Origin of the sequence: Photobacterium sp. BZF1, assembly GCF_014349205.1 — a bacterium.
Lineage (GTDB): Bacteria > Pseudomonadota > Gammaproteobacteria > Enterobacterales > Vibrionaceae > Photobacterium.
Genome location: NZ_JACSOF010000008.1, coordinates 1 through 16,812, shown reverse-complemented (window position 1 = coordinate 16,812; position 16,812 = coordinate 1). Strand labels below are relative to the sequence as shown.

The following is a 16,812-nucleotide window of genomic DNA, read 5'->3' as shown; positions in this document are numbered from 1 at the left end:
CATGAACAACGATGACGCACTTCTATCGCAAATTGCCACCCTCAAACCCCGCGATATGGCCGGATACGCAGGTAAACCGCCACATGCCAATTGGCCTAATAATGCCAAACTTGCGGTACAATTTGTGCTGAATTTCGAGGAAGGTGGTGAGAACTGTATTCTTCATGGCGACACCCACTCCGAGACATTCTTGTCCGAAATCGCTGGAGCGGAAGCCTACCCTGACCGCCATATGAGCATAGAGTCCCTGTATGAATACGGATCTCGCAGCGGGGTATGGCGTATATTCAACGAGTTCGAAAAACGCCAGCTTCCGCTGACTATTTTCGCCATTACCACCGCATTAGAAAGGAATCCGGCGGTAACACAAGCGATTATCGACAATGGCTATGATGTGGTTTGCCATGGCCTGAAATGGATCCATCACCAAAATATGCCAGTCGTTGAAGAGCGGGAACACATGGCGCAGGCGCTAACCCGTCTTGAAGACATGCTGGGCAAACCCGTTGTCGGTTGGTATACCGGCCGAGACTCAAAGCATACACGCCAGCTACTCGCCGAACATCCATCAATACTGTTCGACTCTGATTACTACGGCGATGACCTGCCGTTCTGGACCACGCTTGATACCCCTTCTGGCCAAAAACCACACTTAGTGGTGCCATATACCTTGGATGTCAACGATATGCGTTTTTCCTCTCCCTACGGTTTTAGCCATGGCGAGGAATTTTTCCAGTACCTGAAAGACACCTTTGACTGTTTCTATGAGGAAGGGGAAAGCGCACCGAAGATGATGTCGATTGGTATGCACTGCCGGATTCTAGGCAAACCTGGGCGAATTCAGGCCCTCAAGAAGTTCCTCGACTACATCGCTGGCTTCGACGATATCTGGGTAACCACCCGCACCGATATCGCCAAGCACTGGATAGCTAATCACCCTGCAGATAAACGTTAAGCATCCAGCCATATTTTAAGTTGTTGGGTGATCTTCGGGTCACTCAACAACTGGTTATGGTTCATGTCATAAAATACTTTTTTTGAGGGTTCAGCAAACATCAGGTGTCTATCATTTACTGGGTGAACCCCCAATGCACTATTGAGTGGAACGAGGCCATCGCCAACCAACCTTTCCGCTAACAGACTTCTTTTACTCGCCGTTGTGGCAGCGATGGTGAAACAGTCAACACCCTCAGGCAGAGGCACCCCAGACCGCTCATCAGGCTTGTTTTGGAAACGATCAGCACCTTGCCAATCTTCATCAACGACATAACCGTAACGAAGGTCGGTGATACCTGAGCTTCGTAAGTTACTAAGAAGGTTAAAAGGCGCTGTATAGGGTGTTTTACTCAGAATGACACCCAACTTGTTTCCTAAACGCTCCAGAGGTGCACCGTGATGAGGGGTCCCTAAGAACACCATCTTTTTCACAACATTGGGCCATGACATCTCCTGCTCTTGGCCATAATGAACGGCACTGCGTGACACTAACCCACCCATACTGTGGGCAATAACTGAAAGCTCTTCTATGGGAACAGGCCAATTTTTGACAAGTTGCTCCAGCAAGTCAGATAATTGCCTGCCATTTTGCGAGGTGTGAAGGCCGGTATTATACCTAAGGTAAACAGGGGTGTAGCCTAAAGCCGCTGACAATTGAAGACCATGATCAACCTCAACCCCATCATGCTCTCCTTTCCATAGACGATCATTCATGCACAGTCCGTGGACCATCAGGAGAACCTTCGTTGTGGCTTGTGGAATATTAAAAGAACGCAAGTCGTTGATTGGCAATCGTTCTTGCTGGTAATAAAAACTCATTGGGATCGCAAATTGATTGCCTTGTTCAACCAACCTGTCCCCCATTACCCCATTAAGGGCCGACAGCATTGAGATACGCTCCAGAGTCTCTTCTTTACCTTCGTCGAAAGACTCAAGCCAAGGCTGTTGTTTTTCCAAGACTTTATCTACCCCATTCCCCAACAACCCGGTAATTTTGTAGATACTTTTATAAACAAACCCGGTCAGCCCCCGAGTTCGTTCTGGAGTTTCGCCCCCCGGAACTCCCATCGTTCGCCATACTGACTGGTGGACCCCTTCAGCAATCCGTGTTGCACTCATCGTCGCTTGTATGGCCAGTTGGCCGATCCCTCTGAGATCGGAGGCGTGAAAATGTTTAAAGCGTTTTGTCTTTGAGAGGGTATCCACTAAAAACTCCATTTTGCGTCGTTATGGGGGTACAACGCATAGTGAAGCAATAAAATAGAATGATGAACCTAGAACATTCACACTCACACTTTAAACCAGTATTATTTATTGATACTGACTCCGAGGCTTTGTAATGCCTCCTGGCTAAGGCGCTCGGTGTAGGTGTTAATCTTCCAATGATCCGGACACCACCCCTTCATGAAACGTTGGAAATCTGCCCAAGCGACACAATACAGTGGACGCCATTGCTGCTCGACATCGTTACCATCAATTTGCGGATGATATTCAAGCAATGCCTGCTTCAGGGCTGAAAAATACCCTTCAAGATAAGCTTCAACTTTCGCCTCGTTATTTGCCACACTCTCGCTGAAGTCGAGAACGCTGCTCAGGAACAGACACACATCCTTCATGCCACAGCCACCACCAACATACTGGAAGTCAACGGCAGCAACCGCATTGCCTTCAGGGGTAAAGCAAAAATTGGCCAGTTTGGCATCGCCGTGTACCAAGGTCTGGTAATTGTTTTGCGAAAGTATGGTATCAAGCTGCTCGGCAGCAGATTTGAGTGTCTGATCCTCAAGCACAGCCAACTCATCCGGACGTGTAGCCAAATGCCAGTAAGTCCCAGTAGGCCAAAGACCTCTACAATCGGGATCTGATGGTTTACCTAGAGCTATTGATCCAACACCAACCATAAACTGGGCATGGAACTGTGCTAACCAGTGTAAACAAGCCAATAGCGAATGTTGCTCGATACTCTTGTGTACATGGCTGTACCCCGTTACCGCCAAATCTTCCAACACCAACAAAATTTCATTGTCATGCTGTTCCACCAGCAAGCATTTTGGCACCGGAGCCTGACAATGATTGGCATAATGCCGGTACCAATTCACTTCTACTTGGTAAGAGTCCAATTTACGCTGATGAGAGCGAGAGGTGTTCCACCCTCTGGGATGATTGGCTGTCTGCGATGTAGCGGTTGGCAGCAGGATATATTTCACAATCACCGAAGGCCGACCGCCCCCGTCCAAATGCAACCTGACTAACTCACCATAGCCACTCCAAAGGCTTTGGATATGCTCAACGCTTGCTACTCCGACAGCACCAACTGACAGAGCGACTTTCTCAATAATTTTTGTTGGGATGTTCATAGGTTAAAATCAGGTTCTGGGTTCTGGGTTCTGGGTTCTGGGTTCTGGGTTCTGGGTTCTGGGTTCTGCAGGCAGAATTTACCGAAAGCAATGATACGTCAAGCTCTTGCTTTTGATTTTCGCATTTCCTAGGACCTGCTCCTCCAAGGACCAAGGGCCTGTTTCTGCTTCTGCTTTTGCTCTCCCAGGAACTAGGCCCCGCTTTTCCTAGGACCAATTTCTCCTCGGATCTAGCATCTTTTTCCACACCTCGCCTTTTGCTCGAAGTCGATGATATTACCATGACTGTCGAGCTTCATCTCGCAGCATTCGTTGAACAAACGGTTGAGCTTTTCACGGCTTTTTTGCACCCGGGACTTCAACGTCGAGTACTTCATCCCATGTTGTTCGGCGTAGTCCTTCTGGGAGGTGCCATTGATTTCAATCGCGCTCAACAGTTGTGCGTCTTCTTCTGGCAAGGCTTGGATAAACGGCAAGATACAGTGGGAAAGCTGACGATGGATACTCTCCCCACCTTCGGTGTACCAAAGTTCGTCTTCGGTAACCCCTTTGCCACGTGCCCGCTTGCGGTAGAAATCGATAATGGTGTTGTTAGCCAACTGGAACAACCAAGACTTGAGCTTGTTCTTATCTTTAACCGTGCTGATCTGCTGGTAGGTTTTGATAAGGATATCCTGCAGCAAATCATCCACATCATCCGGGCACGAGACGTTCGAATGCAAAAATCGCTTTAGGCTCGTCTGGTATTGCTGCCACACATCCTCAATACGAAGGGTATTTTCCGGCAATACTTTGTCAGGCATTTCTTTCTCCAGCGCAAAAAGGTTATGGGCATCCCCATAACCTTTGTAAATAGTAAATTAAGATATGACTAACCGTTAGCCGCAACAACTGCTTGTGGTACATCTTTTGCTGTTTTTCAGCTCATTGCACGTTTTAAGAGTGTTATCTGACAAATAGGTCTCTGACAGATAAAAATGGGTGAAGTGCTGCTCGAAATCTTCGGCAACCGATTGTTCCACCAGTCCTGACGCCATAACTGCCTTTTGCCAAGCTTGAGTTTTAGGCAAGCAACACAGGAAATCAAACCCCGTGTGCTGTTTGATGATGTGTGCCCGATGCAGTAAAGGCAGCCAAGCAATATCAACATTGCTGATGCTGTCTGATTTAAAGTAGCGGGACTCACCCGACAATTGTTTTTCCACCTTGGCAAAGGCAGTAACAAACTTCTCGTTCCGCTGCTCAAACGTTGCTTTATCTTTGCTGCTCATGGTGCCGCATTGGGTCATATAGTTCTTGGCTCCGAGGTAACTCCATGCCCTATCAAACGCTCGTTGTTCATTAGACACCCCAGCCTCGAGCGGGCCATATTGATCTTCAATGTATTCAATGATCGCATCAGACTCGAACAGGGCGGCACCTGAGTCGGTGATGAGCAAAGGCACCTGGCCGTTAGGTGAAATATCCAAAAACCACTGAGGCTTGTCCTTAAGGCTAATGTATTCAATCTCGTAGGGAATATTGCGGGCCGCCAATGCTGCAGTCACACGCTGGACGAATGGGCAAATTTTGAAGCTAACAACTTTAAGCATGTCTAACACTCTCTGATAGTTTGTATACCCGTAAGACGGGCACCATCAGGAAAAGACGAAAAAAAGATAAAAATTTTCGTCTCATTGAACTAACACTCGCAAATCATTCGCAAAACAACCGATTTCGTGAATAGCCATTCACCATTCAGTTATCTTCAAGGTCAGATAGCATACAGTGCCAGCATCATTCACCACCTAAATGGATCATGAGTTCTCTACCTGTTTGCCGAGCCGCGCTTAGTGCGCCTTTTTTAACGTTCCTCGATGAAAATGACCGTGACCCTTCACCGCTACTAAAACGGCTACGTATTGATCGGAAAACGCTGGAGAACCCAACATTATATCTGCCTTCTCATGTTGTCAGCTTGATTGTCGACTCGGCTTCAAAAACCACAGGTCATGATGATATCGGCTTCTATGCCGCTCAATGCGTAGGCAAGCAAGCCCTTCACCCTGAGACCCAGCAACAATTAGCTAACAGCCTGGGGGTATCTGATTTCCTTGATACATTGATATCGTTCCAGCACCTGCAAGGCTCTCACTTCAGGTTATGGTTTGAATGCCACAATGGAAAGTTCAAGATATGCCATCAGAGTTCATTAAAAGCGACCGACAAAAGCTATCAACATGCTAATGAATTCACGACTTTCCTTATCATCAAACTTTTAAAGGAGCACTTGGGTGACTCATGGCAACCAAATTATTTGGCATTCGACCATCAAAGTTCACCCAAGGCCAAAATTGTCGGACAGACTGCAGAAAAGAAAGTGTTTTACGGCGCTGACTATAGTTACGTCCCTGTGAGCCTGAATGTAGAGGATTTACAACCGTTTAGACGCCAACCCAATCAAAGGCACTGCTGCTCAATGGCAAGGGTAAAGGGCGTAGTTGATACTTTTTGGCAGGAGGAGCACTTTGGGATCGATTTTGTTGCCCACCTGTTTGGGGTCTCAGAGCGAACACTGCAGCGGTTGTTTATCCAACACAATTCTTCATTTAGGGACTATCTCAACCAGAAGAAAATCGAAAAATCGATGGTGTTGCTCCAACAAGGGCACAGTGTTCAAGCCGTGGCGGAAAAGCTGAATTATTCAGATCCGTCCAACTTCTCTCGGGCGATGAAGAAGCACCTCAAACAGACCCCGACCCAATACTTGAAGAGCCTGTCCCTATCTAGTTAAAGCTAGCGGTTTTACCACTCGAAATGTCGTAATGTGATAGGTTAATTTTGCTTCCACCTCGTTATATTGCTGTTTCCAATAACACTATAGCGAGGTTGAGATGGTAAAACACAGTCTCATCGCCCTGGCAATCGCCAGCACAGCAGCTACGGCGGACATTTCCGCTGAGACAGAACAAGAATACATCGCAGATTTCTCCCTGCAGACTTTCATGTATCCCAGTGAACAGGCTTCATGGTATTGGCAGAACTTAGACAAAGTGCTTCCCTATGCCACGCTAACAAAAGGTTCTCAATCCAAACCGTTAGAAAGAAACCTGATTGCACCAGAAAATGTCCACCAAACCCGCTTCAATGACCAAAGCTTGGGCTCGCTGCTGACAGGTAGCAACCCTTCTATAAACTCGATGATGATCATCCAAAACGGCAAGGTCATTTTTGAGCACTTCAATATGCCCTATGACAGCCAACATGTCTGGATGAGCAATGCTAAGTCTATTGCAGGCTTGTTGGTGGCATTACTTGAAGAAGAAGGCAAACTCGATGTTGTAGAGCCCCTGTCGACCTATATGCCAGAGCTTGCGGATACGAGTTGGGGATCAACTCGAGTTATTGATATCTTGAATATGCAGTCTGGTTTGGATGCAGAGGAAAATGATACCGCTCGGGCCAATCCAGATTCCCACATCACCCAACTCTTTTTTGCTGAAATTGAAGCCGAAGGTGATTACTACCAGACTTTGTTGGATATCCCACGCAAGAGCGATGCGGGCAAAGCATTTGAATATAGCTCCGCCAATACCCAAATTCTGGGGTTGCTGATTGCAAAAGTCGAAGGAAAGCCTTTGTATCAGGTTATGAATGAAAGGATTTGGGCCAAAGCAGGAATGTCCGATAATGGGTATATCACTTTGACACCTGACGGCCATGAAGTGATCCACGGTTTGATGACATCAAACACCGAAGATATGGCCCGATACGCCATGCTCTACACCGACAGTTGGCAGGCGACTTCGGATGAAAGGATAATTTCACCAAGCGTTGTCAAAACCATCCAGCAATCAGTAACACCCGGTGTTTATACGGTAAGTCCTGCTTCAGAGCAATTCATTGCCATGACTGCTGATGAGCCTATCGGGGGCAGTTACCAATTTGATGCTATATGGGACGACGGCGATATGTTCAAAGGCGGGATGCGAGGACAAGGGATTTATATCTCACCAGCCAAAGACACAGTGGCTGTATGGTTCAGTAATCGAATTGAAAAACACAATGTCGCAGGCTTCGTTCGCAACTTTGTCAAAGACTTAGAAAAATAAAAAAATGCCCTTACATAATATGTAAGGGCAAAAGGACCTAAGAGTACTACTTTATTATTCCAAAAGAATTGACACTAATTATCAAAGATAACTTAACCCTCTAAAATGTAAGTACTAAGATAATTAGAGTGCCAATTTTATTCTGATGTGCTTATTTTTATAGGAGCAGAATGAAGCGACTCGTCAATACTGCTATTGACTTCCAACCACGTATCCGTATCAGTATCAAAAATATGAGACTGACCGCTAATCGGGTTCTCACCGGTCCAAAATTCCAATGAGTTCAACACCAAGTAATCCGCCCCTACCGTTACCGCATACAATGGCGACATCGCCATGTTCAGTCCGCCACGGGCATACCGATTATCCACTGCTTTTACGTTATATTCCATTAACTTAGTGGTAGCCACATTACTGCCTACACAACCGCTTAACAGCACAGAAGCGACACCTATCGCTACACATCGTTTAATAATATTGATAGCCATACAACTTATAATAAAAGGCAAATTTATCGACGAAGGGAATACTACTTATTGCTCAAATATGATCTAGCAACAATGACAATATTTGTTAGCCAGCTTGCAAGTTTAACAATCAAAAAACAAGTGTCGTAAAATGACCTGTACAAGTTAAATAATAAAAAAGTGAAATATTAAATTAATTAATACTACAGCGACTTCTATGCAAGCAAGAAATAGATTGGTTAATGAACTTTATGTTTTGTTTAACGAAGGTCAATTGATAAATCATAAAATGTCATTACTAAACAACAAATTAAATAGTAAAAGCGTGTACTGTCATCAAATTGATAATTTGATTAACCGCATTGAATACTATCAGTTGAGCGTTGAACAATGTAGCAATAAAACACTCGCAATGCATCATGTATTAATGCTGCATCAATCGAAAGTATACTTTATGATGTTTCATTAATATTGATTTTGTAGGCAAGAAAAAGCCTTGCTCAGCAAGGCTTTCACTTTACTTATTCACTATCAGGAGTGAATGATTGGTACATCTCGACGACATGATCATAATAATCTTTATGTTTAAGGTAATTATCAACCTTCTCGTTGATGCTTGGAGACAAGAAAGAGCCAATCATCATTCCCTGATCAAGTGATAATATCTTCGTTGAAATCTTACCTTCAGTATCAACAGAGTCATACCAACCGTACGGTGATTCTATCTCTGGATGCTGCTCTTTTATGGTCTTAAGCAAGTTCACTGCATCCCATGGATTAACCATATAAGACAATGCAGTGGCATGAGGTGTACCGGTCTTTTCACCCGGGCTTTCATGGCCGAATCGTACATAAGCCTCAGATATTTTATTAATACCGAAAGCCGCATAGCCATCATCGGTTGTCGCAGCCGAAGAAACAAATGGAATGTCGTTGTCTTCAGAGTGCATCTTCTGCATTTTGGTCATATCTTCAATAATTGAATAGTCAGGAATCAACTTTCTTTCATTTAATAAAATTGAAGGCAACATCCCTTGGAAATAAGCCCCATCCCAAGTCAGCATTGGATAGTAATTTCGCTCATCAATTGTGTAGTTTCCAGTATAGAGTTCCATATCACTAAATGCTGTTTTAGGAACTTCCTTTTCAGACCCCTTTGTTACCAGATGAGCCCAAACCGGTGCTAAGCGGCTTTCGTTGGCCTTACGGTCAACATAGTACCCAAGTGGTGCATTCTCTTTTGCTGAGGATACCCAACAGACAGAACCTGAGCTATACAACCCACTATTGGCTGCTGCAGCAGAAGAGCAGGAAGGCAATCCAGGGATTGAACCTATCGATATTAAACCTGTTCTCCTAGCGTCCACTGATGAACTAGAAAGTCGCTACATTGCAGAGAGCTTCAATAATGAGTCACAATTAGAACGTGTGGAAAATCGAGACTTTCCAAAGCGAACCCGTGCCCTGACCGGTATTGAGTATGAAAATATCGACTTCAAGGGTGGCGGTGATATGGAATACCTCCACTTTATCTATGCTGATGGTTTCACTAGGGTAACTGACTATTTCAGCATGGGTTATGTGCTCAAGGAGATTCACTTCTATAGGGATGGTGACTCGGTTGGGCAAGCGAACTACTCTGAGTTAATACCGGCATTCTTCTTCCCGATTACCGATAACATCCGCGGTAATGTATTCATGTCGTATGAAAAAGTGATCGGAAATGGTGAAGGCTGGAATTATGACAAATACATGGTGAAGCCAGGTCTTGACTTTGACTTTGGTAAACACTTCCTACACGTAAACTTAGAGTTAGGTTACGAAGATAACCACGGTGATAATGGTTCATTCCTCGAAACTGAACCGCTTTACCTATACCGACTTAACGATAAAGTTAACCTAGGTGCCAAGGTTATCTATGTCAATGTCGACAATGACTGGAACTACCGCGAATTTGCCGTCAAACCTCTCGTGCAGTTCAACTTCGATAACGGCAACTACCTTGAACTCCGCTACGAAAATGGTTGGTTAGAAGGCAATGGTGGCAACCAGCGCCATGACTATGACATCTATGCACTTTATTCTGAACTGCCTATCAACGATACCTTCTCAGTCCTTGCTGATATCCAGTATAAGAAACTAGAAACCAGCAAAGGTGTCAATGTCGCCGATCAGGATATCTTCTTCTCCAAAGTGGGCCTAGTCTGGAAGTTTTAATACACTTCCCTCCTTGTAATTAGCAATTCTTAAGCCCTGCTCACCAGAGTAGGGCTTTTGCTATTTGGCACCACGTCAGGTAAAAATACCAACAATAATTGAATTGGCTGACCGTTAAAAATGAAATAAAATTTCAATACTGAAACATCGTTCTGCTGACAGGTATTGGCGTGACATATCTAGACTGGGCCATGATTGGCTTATATTTTGTTTTTATTATCAAAGTGACACAAGCATTTAGACACAAGGCGACCAATGCCAGCGGATTTATCAGTGGCGGTGGAGCCATGACCTGGTGGATGGCAGGTGCGACGGCGTTCATGACTCAGTTCTCGGCATGGACCTTTACCGGTGCAGCAGCAAAAGCGTATGCCGACGGACTCAGTGTGATGTTTGTTTTCTGGGGTAATGCGCTCGGTTTCTTTGTTTCGGCGCTCTACTTTGCAAAGCGTTACCGCCGCTTACGTGTCGATACGGCAATGGACGTTATAAAACTGCGTTTTAACAAAACATCGGAGCAGACGTTTACTTGGTTGAGCTTTCCTATCACACTGATCGGTGCCGGCATTTGGCTTAACGGACTTGGAGCCTTTTTGTCGGCAACGTTCGGGATCAGCATCGATATCACTATCATCGGCATCAGCTTGCTGGTCACCTTCATTGCCGTTACCGGCGGTGTATGGACAGTCTCAGCAACCAATGTCATTCAGCTTGTCCTGCTCATTAGCATTACCATGATTGTCGGTTTCACTGCGGCCAGTGAAGTCGTGGCACAGCCGGTTGAGTCGTTATCCCATACCATCATGGGTGAAGGCATTGCCATCTGGCAGGTCTTCGTGTTGTGGATAGGTGCCATGCTGCTGAGCCAGACCCTCAACACCAACAATGCCCTTAGCAGTTACCGGTTTTTAATTACCAGCAATGAAAAAGAAGCGACCCGAGCAGCAACTTTGGCTGGTGTATTGTTCTTGTTTGCTCCCCTACTATGGTTCTCGCCCCCTTGGTTTGTTGCTTCGCTAGATATCAGCCTCATCGACAGCTATCCAAACCTTGGAGCCGGTGCTGATAATGCCGCTTACCTCTATTACATCGACCACTATATGCCTAGTGGCCTTCTCGGCTTGGTCATGGTTGCCATGCTAGCAGCCACAGTTTCGCCCATGACAACAGCGCTCAACCGCAATGCAGGCATCGTGGTGAATAATATCTACTTGTCTTTGATCAACCCGAAAGGGACAGACCGGCAGCAGATGCTATGGGGCAAATCGGCAACGCTGTTAACCGGCGTAATGGCTTGTACCGTGGCTCTGTTTTTCTCCCGGCTTGAGGGCTACAGCCTATTCGATATCATGATGCTGTTCACCGCCATGATTCAAATGCCACTATCAATCCCGTCCTTTCTGGCATTGCTAAACCTTCGCACCCCGGGTTGGTCCGGTTGGGCAACGATATTGGTTGGCCTTGTTGTTTCCTTCATCATCCATTTTGGCTTTAACGCCGAGTGGTTTGCCGCTCTGTTCGACTATACATTGACAGCGCGTGAGCAGGTAGACCTGAAAATTGCCGCGACCTTTATCTCCCATGTCATCTTTACCGGTGGTTTCTTCATGCTGACGCCTTGGCTATCAAGAGTGAAGAAAGACACCCGTGAAATCAGCCGCCGCTTAACCACACCGATGAGTATTGAGGAGCAAAGCCCAATAGATCATACCAACGGGATGTTTATGGGCCGTGCGTTGACAGTGTTGGGCATACTTGTAAGCTTAATTGCATTGTCTACCGATACGTGGCGCGATGCCGCAATCTTTCTCGGCATCGGTGGATTGATTTTACTGTGCGGCTCTGGATTGGCATATAAATCTAGCCGGCTGCATAAGCTATCAATGGCGATATAGATTCAAGGCTCTGGGCTCTGGGCTCTGGGCTCTGGGCTCTGGGCTCTGGGACAAGGAAAACTTAACCCTGGGTGGAAACCAACAACTTCACGCCGAACGCACCAAACAAGCTTGCAGCAAGCCGACTAAACCACTTTCGGACAGATTGGCTTGCTGACAGCTTACGGCTCATTGATGCCGACACCCAAGCAATAAAGTGATACCAGATCATTCCGGTAAAATTGAAAATTAGCCCGAGCACCAGAAAGGCGATAGCCTTATTGTCGCTGGTGCTTGATATAAATTGAGGCATAAACGAAAGAAAAAACAACGCAACCTTTGGATTGAACACATTGGTTATCAGCCCTTGGCTATAGATACTAAGCAACGAAGTCTTTGTCGCTACTATTGGTTGTAACTTGTTAGCCGTTCCCACCTGCGAACTGCTGTCTTTGAACATGCAATACGCCATATAAAGCAGGTACGCCCCACCGATAATTTTCACCACTGTGAAAGCTGTTGCCGATGTTGATAAGATTGCCGACAATCCCAAAGACGCTGCAACAATGTGGACAAATATTCCGGTACCGATACCCAGCGCAGCAGCCGAACCCGCCCTGAAACCTTGGCTCGCCGCACGTCCTGCAATAAGCACAGAATCAGGCCCAGGGAGCATATTAAGTACAATGCCAGATACCACAAACAGCCAAAGATTTTCTATTCCAAACAATGCTATCACTCCTTTTCCTTGTCGTATCCGTTCTGCAATAGCCAACCAGCAGCGAATAGCTATGGTTTAAGGTTTTTTTGAGGTTTACCTGTCCGCCAGTTCCTCGATATCAATCAGGTCGACCTCCCGGCCCAACACCCGCTTGTAACTTATCAACTCGGCCACTGGGATTGTGGGCACTTCAACGCCTTGATAACTGCCAACAACAGACTGGGAGAAATCCGTTTTGAGTTCAACCCAGTCCCCCTTGCCTGCTGCTTTGATTTTGGTTCCGGGTGACAAACCGATTTCGATTTTCTGTCCTTTATATATCAATTGAAAATATTCCAAATCCCATGAGCCTTCAACATAATGGGTTAAGGGTTTCGAGATATAGCTTTTCACTTGTGGTAAAATCTTGTCGGCATCGGCTTTTCGAATATACAGATCTATATCCGCCACCTCACGGCTCCCACCATGAATAGTTGCCGCCAAGCCGCCAACTATCTGGTACTGCACCTTTTGAGAATCAAGGGTACCCTTTAACCACAACAGCGCATTTTTTACTTTTTCGCTCATCCTGAACCTTTTCTTCAATTTCCCTGAACACTTTCAATGCCTGCGACTAGCCGGCTTCAAATACACATTGGGCTTTTTTCCTCACAAACCCGATAGCCTCATAGAATTGATGGGACTCTAGCCTTTTCTCATTACAGCGTACCCTGATCTTTCCCTTGTGTGTTTCCACAACATACGCAACTAAAGCACGACCAATACCTTTGCCGCGAAACTCAGGATTAACGACAAGCCCGCCGATTTCATAAAAATCATCAGATGCTAGTCTCCGGGCATAAAACAAATGCAGCCACCCGACAATTTTGCCGCTCACCTCACAGACATAGACTTCATCGGATGTAGAAGTGCACATTTGAAAAAGCTTATCCTTCACCTCGTCACCTGACAGTTCAGAGTAGCCTAAATAGCTTGAGACTTGGTTGATCCCCTCGGCATCAGCCTCTGTTGCCAACCGAATTGTGGTTTTCAATCGACCCTCCTTGTCATTCTAGATACACACCTTCCCAACTGTTAGTTAGCGTGAGTCTGCTTCGTTTACAAAGATAGCGTCTCATTTAGTTACCTATAAGTCGATAAATATAGGGAAGATTGGTTTACTCTGTTAGAATCCCGCTCCCTCAAGCCACCTTGTCCAACCTGTCTAGGTTGAGTTGAATACTTAGGAACTTGTTATGATGACAGATGAAGAAAGAATTGAATTACAACAAAACAACCCATTACACGGTCTTAAGTTAGAAACCTTGCTGCAAGAATTGGTGGACTATTACGGATGGGAAATCCTTGATACCGCCATGCGTATCAACTGCTTTCACACCAACCCATCCATTGCGAGCAGTGTAAAATACCTTAAGAAGACGAACTGGGCGCGTGAGAAGCTTGAGAACTTTTACCTCTACCGCTTCAAGCGCATGCCACGTGCTTCAGCAGAAGAATACGACTTGCCGCCACGTGCCCGTACCTTCCCGCATGGCCTCAAACCCAAAGAGCCGATGGAACTGACCGTAGAGTCAATTTTGAAGTCACAGGCAAAGGCAGCCTCTGCCCACAAAGAGCGATCGTCTCGCGGCCGCCGTCAGCGCCGCTAACAGCTCCATTTGCACCAATAGCAAAAAAGCCAAGTAAGGTTCACCCTACTTGGCTTTTCTTTAGGCTGATTTTAAGCTGTAGCCATTACTTGGCTAGAAAAACGTCCAGCTCTTCACTACCACCGATGTGCTGGCCACCGATGAATACCTGAGGTACCGTGCTGCGCCCGGTAATTGCGCGTAGGCTAACCGTAGTTGCATCTTTGCCAAGTACCACTTCTTCGTAGTTCAGGCCAGCATCGATCAGGCTCTGCTTAGCTTTGACACAGAATGGGCAACCCGGCTTGGAAAATACCGTGATTGACTCTTGTACTTTGTGCTCTGGTGCAACGTAGGCCAACATGGTGTCTGCATCAGAAACCTTGAACGGGTCGCCCGGTTCGTCGTTTTCGATGAACATTTTTACAACAACGCCATTCTTCACCAGCATGCTGTAACGCCATGAGCGGTCACCGAAGCCAAGGTCGTTCTTAGCTACCAGCATACCCATACCTTTCGAGAACTCACCGTTACCGTCTGGAATGAAAGTGATATTTTCCGCTTCTTGGTCTTGTTTCCATGCGTTCATCACAAACGTGTCGTTTACAGAAACACACAGGATGTCATCAACACCATGCTCAGCAAATACTGGCGCCAACTCGTTATAGCGAGGAAGGTGGCTTGAAGAACACGTTGGGGTAAATGCACCCGGTAGCGAAAAGACGATAACGGTTTTATTAGCAAATAGCTCATTGGTTGTAACGTCTACCCACTGGTCGCCTTGGCGAGTGTGGAAAGTGACCTGAGGTACCGCTTGGCCTTCTTTTGATTCAAACATACTAGATTCCCTAAAATTAAAAAGCTGCTGTTGCAACCGGAGCTTTTTCAACATTGCTCCTTGTTGATGGAATCATTATGCCATTTTGACGATAGAGTTCACTTTGATTTTACTCATCGATTCAATAGGTAATGCCTATCGTGAATTCAGTATACGAATTAATCAACAATGTTCGTTCTATTAATTTAAACCCAGTGAATACTCAAATGAATTTCAAGTGTGAGTCAATAACTCAAACTGATTTAATACGCATACTTTGCCTAATATATAAGCAATGAATTTTGCTTTTAGTTACCATAAAAATATATGTTACACATGTATGATTACATATGACAAAGATCAGTTTTTGAAGCGGAAATGTAATTATAATTCGCCGAATTTTACAAACCGAAGCGAAATTATAAAAATGAATAAACTTAAAATACCTCTATTGGCTTTATCTATTTCAGTAGTTACTGGTTGTGGTGGTGGTGATAGTGACGGTGGTGGTAATGGTGGCAACTACGGCAATAATCCGGCATCTGAATCACACACTCGCGCAGTTCTAAAAGCCATTGTTGCTGGTCATGACAACTTTACAGTTTACACTGAGCATGATTTCCCGCGTGAGTCATCGAACCACTGGATGAACGCAGGATTGACTGAGCGTAATGATGAATACAAATGCCAAGGGTTTTGTTCACTTGATCAAAACCCTGTTGAGACTGAAGGTGTGATTTGGCGTCACGATGTATCTGAAGATAACCTTGTTCCTGTTTATTATGCTGTAATTGGTGATGATGCCAAAGAAGAGATCGACCCGCGTGTAACAGAAGGTTTGAAAGGAATCGAAGCAGCTATTGACCGTAAAGTGTTCGAGGACAAAGGTTTCATTCGCTTTTCTGACGCTGATGTAACAAACTTTTCTACAATTGATTACTCTGACGCGATTGGACGCGGCAAAGGTGGGTTGATCATTTCTGTTGGCACTGCACACCAAGTTTCCAAAAATGGTGAAATCATGTGTGGTTCTGTGACTTCGGCACCTTACATTGCAGGCTCTCCAAACATGATTGTTGACACAAACGGTGTACTACAGAGTGATAAAGGTTGGGTTTGGCTAAACCTAGGTAACGACAACTGTGGCTTTGACACCAATATTGTTAAGCACGAACTAGCTCACTACTTCATGCAGCATGATGGACACTTTGATGGGTTTGGTGAGAATGGTGACACTTTCTCTGAATCTACCGAAGCAGTGCTTCACACGATTTACAACAACGCTATTGGCGCTCCAGTAGAATCAATGTCGTACACATGGGATGCTAAATAACCGCATTCAACTGTATTAACGCCCTGAAAATAAGGCGGAGCGCTCTGGGATTAGAGGATTTGAACCCTAGATCCCAGATGCAAAAAGGGCCTGCATTTCTGCAAGCCCTTCGAATGTGGTGGAGCCAGATCGAGGCATGGAGGGATTTTCAAATCCCCTCTTCAGAACCCAACGCATACGAAAAAGCCCCGTCTTTCGACGGGGCTTTTTCTAAATGTGGCGGAGAGATAGGGATTTGAACCCTAGATACGCTATTAACGTATGCCGGTTTTCAAGACCGGTGCTTTCAACCACTCAGCCATCTCTCCGTA

16 protein-coding genes, 1 tRNA gene and 1 pseudogene are annotated in these 16,812 nt (G+C 45.6%); 7 read left to right on the top strand and 11 right to left on the bottom strand.

What is annotated here, in order from left to right; translation table 11 throughout:
* The first annotated feature begins 1 nt into the window (after position 1).
* Positions 2-955, top strand: a complete 954-nt coding sequence (puuE, locus tag BIZ37_RS02815; RefSeq protein WP_370577294.1) for an allantoinase PuuE — start codon at positions 2-4, stop codon at positions 953-955.
* Here puuE and BIZ37_RS02810 read toward each other — a convergent pair.
* From BIZ37_RS02810 to BIZ37_RS02795, 4 genes are all read right to left on the bottom strand, one after another.
* Positions 952-2,202 carry an alpha/beta hydrolase gene (locus BIZ37_RS02810; RefSeq protein WP_370577293.1) on the bottom strand — a complete coding sequence of 417 codons (1,251 nt, stop codon included), beginning with the start codon at positions 2,200-2,202 and terminating at the stop codon, positions 952-954. The two genes, puuE and BIZ37_RS02810, sit on opposite strands and share 4 nt — an antisense overlap.
* A 101-nt stretch (positions 2,203-2,303) precedes the next feature.
* On the bottom strand, positions 2,304-3,353 hold the full coding sequence (locus BIZ37_RS02805; protein ID WP_187460209.1) for an aminoglycoside phosphotransferase family protein: 1,050 nt from the start codon (positions 3,351-3,353) through the stop codon (positions 2,304-2,306).
* 230 nt (positions 3,354-3,583) lie between these two features.
* Positions 3,584-4,156 (bottom strand): RNA polymerase sigma factor SigZ, encoded by a 573-nt coding sequence (gene sigZ, locus BIZ37_RS02800; protein ID WP_187460208.1) that lies wholly within the window; start codon positions 4,154-4,156, stop codon positions 3,584-3,586.
* A 75-nt stretch (positions 4,157-4,231) separates the two neighbouring features.
* Positions 4,232-4,945: a glutathione S-transferase family protein gene (locus BIZ37_RS02795; protein ID WP_187460207.1), complete on the bottom strand. Its 714-nt coding sequence runs from the start codon at positions 4,943-4,945 to the stop codon at positions 4,232-4,234.
* Positions 4,946-5,151: 206 nt separating this feature from the next.
* On the opposite strand from BIZ37_RS02795, the gene BIZ37_RS02790 reads away from it, so the two are divergent.
* Both BIZ37_RS02790 and BIZ37_RS02785 read left to right on the top strand, forming a co-directional pair.
* Complete coding sequence (locus tag BIZ37_RS02790) at positions 5,152-6,126, top strand: AraC family transcriptional regulator (RefSeq protein WP_187460206.1); 975 nt, start codon at positions 5,152-5,154, stop codon at positions 6,124-6,126.
* A 100-nt stretch (positions 6,127-6,226) separates the two neighbouring features.
* Positions 6,227-7,444: a serine hydrolase gene (locus tag BIZ37_RS02785; RefSeq protein ID WP_187460205.1), complete on the top strand. Its 1,218-nt coding sequence runs from the start codon at positions 6,227-6,229 to the stop codon at positions 7,442-7,444.
* A gap of 143 nt (positions 7,445-7,587) precedes the next feature.
* On the opposite strand, the pseudogene BIZ37_RS02780 reads toward BIZ37_RS02785, so the two are convergent.
* Positions 7,588-7,932, bottom strand: a pseudogene (locus BIZ37_RS02780) (DUF3332 family protein); the annotation flags it as partial.
* 500 nt (positions 7,933-8,432) lie between these two features.
* Positions 8,433-9,191, bottom strand: a complete 759-nt coding sequence (locus tag BIZ37_RS02775) for a hypothetical protein (RefSeq protein WP_187460203.1) — start codon at positions 9,189-9,191, stop codon at positions 8,433-8,435.
* Positions 9,192-9,198: 7 nt separating this feature from the next.
* Here BIZ37_RS02775 and BIZ37_RS02770 point away from each other — a divergent pair, with 7 nt between their 5' ends.
* Both BIZ37_RS02770 and BIZ37_RS02765 read left to right on the top strand, forming a co-directional pair.
* Entirely contained in the window at positions 9,199-10,128 is a 930-nt protein-coding gene (locus BIZ37_RS02770; protein WP_187460202.1) for a hypothetical protein, read from the top strand.
* Positions 10,129-10,298: 170 nt separating this feature from the next.
* The gene (locus tag BIZ37_RS02765; protein ID WP_187460201.1) at positions 10,299-12,023 is read left to right on the top strand and encodes a transporter; all 1,725 of its coding nucleotides are present in this window, start codon (positions 10,299-10,301) and stop codon (positions 12,021-12,023) included.
* A 61-nt stretch (positions 12,024-12,084) separates the two neighbouring features.
* On the opposite strand, the gene BIZ37_RS02760 is transcribed toward BIZ37_RS02765, so the two are convergent.
* The 3 genes from BIZ37_RS02760 to BIZ37_RS02750 all read right to left on the bottom strand — a co-directional run bounded on the left by BIZ37_RS02760 (position 12,085) and on the right by BIZ37_RS02750 (position 13,756).
* Complete coding sequence (locus BIZ37_RS02760) at positions 12,085-12,741, bottom strand: LysE family translocator (RefSeq protein WP_370577292.1); 657 nt, start codon at positions 12,739-12,741, stop codon at positions 12,085-12,087.
* A gap of 75 nt (positions 12,742-12,816) precedes the next feature.
* The gene (locus BIZ37_RS02755; RefSeq protein WP_187460200.1) at positions 12,817-13,290 is read right to left on the bottom strand and encodes a MazG-related protein; all 474 of its coding nucleotides are present in this window, start codon (positions 13,288-13,290) and stop codon (positions 12,817-12,819) included.
* A 46-nt stretch (positions 13,291-13,336) separates the two neighbouring features.
* A complete protein-coding gene (locus tag BIZ37_RS02750; protein WP_187460199.1) occupies positions 13,337-13,756 on the bottom strand; it encodes a GNAT family N-acetyltransferase in 420 nt (139 codons plus the stop codon).
* A gap of 202 nt (positions 13,757-13,958) precedes the next feature.
* On the opposite strand from BIZ37_RS02750, the gene BIZ37_RS02745 reads away from it, so the two are divergent.
* Complete coding sequence (locus BIZ37_RS02745; RefSeq protein WP_107297282.1) at positions 13,959-14,372, top strand: VF530 family DNA-binding protein; 414 nt, start codon at positions 13,959-13,961, stop codon at positions 14,370-14,372.
* 85 nt (positions 14,373-14,457) lie between these two features.
* On the opposite strand, the gene BIZ37_RS02740 is transcribed toward BIZ37_RS02745, so the two are convergent.
* Entirely contained in the window at positions 14,458-15,189 is a 732-nt protein-coding gene (locus tag BIZ37_RS02740; RefSeq protein ID WP_187460198.1) for a glutathione peroxidase, read from the bottom strand.
* Positions 15,190-15,595: 406 nt separating this feature from the next.
* Between BIZ37_RS02740 and BIZ37_RS02735 the strand changes: the two genes are divergently transcribed.
* Positions 15,596-16,501: a hypothetical protein gene (locus BIZ37_RS02735; protein ID WP_187460197.1), complete on the top strand. Its 906-nt coding sequence runs from the start codon at positions 15,596-15,598 to the stop codon at positions 16,499-16,501.
* 217 nt (positions 16,502-16,718) lie between these two features.
* Here BIZ37_RS02735 and BIZ37_RS02730 read toward each other — a convergent pair.
* Positions 16,719-16,809: transfer RNA gene (locus tag BIZ37_RS02730), tRNA-Ser, on the bottom strand.
* Positions 16,810-16,812: the final 3 nt, after the last annotated feature.